This window comes from Thermoplasmata archaeon (genome assembly GCA_035632695.1).
Classification (GTDB): domain Archaea; phylum Thermoplasmatota; class Thermoplasmata; order RBG-16-68-12; family RBG-16-68-12; genus RBG-16-68-12.
In genome coordinates this window covers 1-2974 of the sequence record DASQGG010000188.1, presented here as the reverse complement: position 1 = coordinate 2974, position 2974 = coordinate 1, and the positions used below count along the sequence as shown (strand labels likewise).

General features: G+C 63.6%; 5 protein-coding genes. 4 read left to right on the top strand and 1 reads right to left on the bottom strand.

Translation table 11 applies throughout. The features are described from left to right. Positions 1–216, bottom strand: a 216-nt coding sequence (locus tag VEY12_11875; protein ID HYM40815.1) for a molybdopterin-dependent oxidoreductase, incomplete at its 3' end; no start/stop codon positions are given. A 146-nt stretch (positions 217–362) separates the two neighbouring features. Here VEY12_11875 and VEY12_11870 point away from each other — a divergent pair. The 4 genes from VEY12_11870 to VEY12_11855 all read left to right on the top strand — a co-directional run. Next, positions 363–740: an NADH-quinone oxidoreductase subunit A gene (locus VEY12_11870; GenBank protein HYM40814.1), complete on the top strand. Its 378-nt coding sequence runs from the start codon at positions 363–365 to the stop codon at positions 738–740. Beyond that, positions 737–1273 carry an NADH-quinone oxidoreductase subunit C gene (locus VEY12_11865; GenBank protein ID HYM40813.1) on the top strand — a complete coding sequence of 179 codons (537 nt, stop codon included), beginning with the start codon at positions 737–739 and terminating at the stop codon, positions 1271–1273. The genes VEY12_11870 and VEY12_11865 overlap by 4 nt, the downstream gene beginning before the upstream one ends. Position 1274: 1 nt before the next feature. Then, complete coding sequence (locus VEY12_11860) at positions 1275–2369, top strand: nickel-dependent hydrogenase large subunit (GenBank protein HYM40812.1); 1095 nt, start codon at positions 1275–1277, stop codon at positions 2367–2369. Next, positions 2366–2974 (top strand): NADH-quinone oxidoreductase subunit H (locus VEY12_11855; GenBank protein HYM40811.1); only part of this gene is annotated, 609 nt, incomplete at its 3' end. The genes VEY12_11860 and VEY12_11855, both read left to right, overlap by 4 nt.

Below are 2974 nucleotides of genomic sequence, written 5' to 3'. Positions count from 1 at the left end.
CGTCGTCCAACCCGTCACGCAATGGAAGTCGGAATCCACGTGGGCCTTGGGCAGCGCCAGGAGTTCATCGTAGGTCAGGCGAAGCCGCGCATCGACCTCCCCGTCCACGCGCAGATCCCATCCCATCGGGTCGAAACGCGGCACGATGCCGAGATCCAGCCGCGGCCACTTGCGGACGGTGTGCTGCCCCGGCGGAAGGCGCCTCGCGTCGACCATCGACGGATTTGAACGGAGCGCCCGAATATAAATGGTTGCAGTCGAGCGCCGCGCCGGAGAAAATGACCGCGTTCTCCGGAGAATCGGGACGTTTCGCTCGAGTGGCCGCCAAAGGTTTAATAGGGTAACCTTTTTTCCTGCGGCGGATGGCGCTCCTCGACACGTATGGACCAGTGGTCGTTTTCGCCATCGTGGCCGTGCTTTTCCCCGTGGGAACGTTCTTCGCGACCCGCCTGTTCCGCCCGACCAACCCCACTCCGCTCAAGGACCTCGTGTACGAGTGCGGCGAGCTGCCCGAAGGCGAGGCCCAGATCGAGTTCCACTTCCAGTACTACATGTTCGCGCTCATCTTCCTCGTCTTCGATGTCGCCGCGATCTTCCTTCTTCTCTGGGCGTTCGCGTGGGGCGGACTCCTTGACCCCTCCACGCCCCTCATCGCACGCTACTCTCCGATTCTCTTCCTCGCGATCATGTTTGTCGCCACGCAGTATGCGCTGAAGAAGGAAGAGGTCATCCAGATATGAGTGCGGTCGTGGCGAGCGCCCCCGCGATCACGGGCCGCCCCGTCGAAGGCATCGAGGCGGAGGTCCTAAGGGACCTCAAGCGGGTTTTTGCCGCGAAGCTCTTCGATGCCCGCACGGTGCGCCCGCGCCTGGTCGAGATCGCGATCGATCGCGCGGACCTCGTCGCCGTGTGCCGCTACCTGAAGGAGACCGCGGGGTTCGAGCATCTCGGCTGCATCAGTGCGGTGGACTGGAAAGACCACTACGAGAGCGTCTACCACATCGAGAACTATGCGAACGGTTGCGTCGTCCAGGTGAACGCGCGGATTCCGCACGAGGACCCCAAGATCGCGAGTGTGTGTTCGATCTGGCATGCCGCGGACTTCCCCGAGCGAGAGGCATGGGACCTCATGGGGATTGTGTACGAGGGCCACCCCAACCTCAAGCGCATCCTGCTGCACGACGATTTCAAGTTCCATCCGCTCCGCAAGGACTTCCCTCAGGAGGTCGACCGGCAGTACATCAGCCGCCGCAAGCTCAAGGGAGGGAAGTGACGTGCCCGAGTTCTGGATCAACATGGGGCCCCAGCACCCCATGACCCACGGGCTCTGGAACATGAAGGTCAAGGTGGACGGCGAGACGATCACGGACGCGAAGCCGGAGATCGGCTACCTGCACCGCGGCGTGGAGAAGATCGCCGAGGTGCGAGAGTTCCAGAAGGTGATCGTCCTCACGGACCGCCTTTGCTACGTCTCCTCGATCACCTGGTCCCACGCGTATTGTCTCGCGGTCGAGAAGATGATGGGCGTCGAGGTTCCCGAACGGGGGAAGTACCTCCGGGTCATCTCCCTCGAACTCCAGCGGATCGCGTCCCACCTCATGTGGCTCGCCGCGTACGGTCCCGACCTCGGGCTGCTCACCGTGCTCCTCTGGTCGCTCCGCGAGCGCGAGTTGTTCCTCGATCTGATCCAACTCATGTCCGGGATGCGGATGAACCAGAACTATCCGCGGATCGGCGGCGTCCGGAACGACATTCCGGAGAACTTCGATGCCATGTGCAAGCGGAGCATCGACCACTTCCTCGAGAAGCTCGACCACGACTACACGAAGATGCTCCACGAGTCCAAGATCTTCCACATGCGCACGCAGGGCGTGGGCATGATCTCCGCCGCGGACGCCATCAATTGGGGCGTCACGGGCCCCAACCTCCGATCCTGCGGCGTCAATGTGGACGTCCGGCGGTTGGACCCCTACGAGGTCTACGACGAACTGGAGTTCGAGCCCCAGGTGTGGAAGGGACCCGACGCGGGCGACTCCTACTCCCGGTTCATCTGCCGCTTCAACGAGATGCGCGAGTCCTGCCGTCTCATCCTCGAGGCCCTGGAGAAGATGCCCAAGGAGGGCACCTACCGGACGAAGCCCCCGCGGCGTGCGGAGGGCGAGGGGTACGTGCGGACCGAGGATTCGCGGGGCGAGGCCCTCTTCTACGTGTGCGGCGACGGGGATGACCGTCCCTACCGCGTGAAGATCCGGAGCCCGATCTTCTGCACGATGGCCGCGACGCCGATCATGCTCCGCGGCAACAAGCTCGCGGACGTGGTCGCGATCCTCGGATCCATCGACGTCTGCGTGGGGGAGATCGACAAATGAGCGCCCCCCTGATCCCCAGCCTCTTCGGGTCCTGCTACATCTTGACGGGAGCGATCATCTGGATCATCGACCAGATCCTCTACGCGATCGGGTTCGTGATCCCGCCGATCAACGATCCGCTTCATGCGCTCGGCGGATGGCTCGCCTCGCCGCCGGTTCTGACCGCCCTCACGTGGCTCGTCATGGTCCTCGTGATGACGATTTGGGCGGTCCTCCTGAACCTGCTCACGATGATGTGGGTGGAGCGCAAGGTGTACAGCCGCCTCCAGGACCGCTACGGGATCATGATCTCGATTTGGTCCCTGCCCCTTTGGCCCTTCAACCGTCGCAGGGACCGCCCCACGCACAAGGGCTGGGGGTACCTCCAGAACGTGGCCGACGGGATGAAGCTCCTGCAGAAGGAGAACCTCGTGCCTGCCACGGCGGACTCCATGATGTTCAACGTCGCACCTGCGTGGATCGCGGGGACGACGCTCATGGTCTTCGCCGCGCTGCCCTGGTCGAGCGGCCTGTATGTCGCGAACCTGGACCTCGGGATTCTGTTCATCCTCGCGGCGTTCTCCCTGGCGCCCCTGGGCATCCTGATCGCGGGGTGGTCCGCGAAC

What these genes read in the sequence shown, in the direction of transcription:
- VEY12_11870 (HYM40814.1), top strand. Translation starts at nt 363, where the DNA reads ATGGCGCTCCTCGACACGTATGGACCAGTGGTCGTTTTCGCCATCGTG.
- VEY12_11865 (HYM40813.1), top strand. Translation starts at nt 737, where the DNA reads ATGAGTGCGGTCGTGGCGAGCGCCCCCGCGATCACGGGCCGCCCCGTC.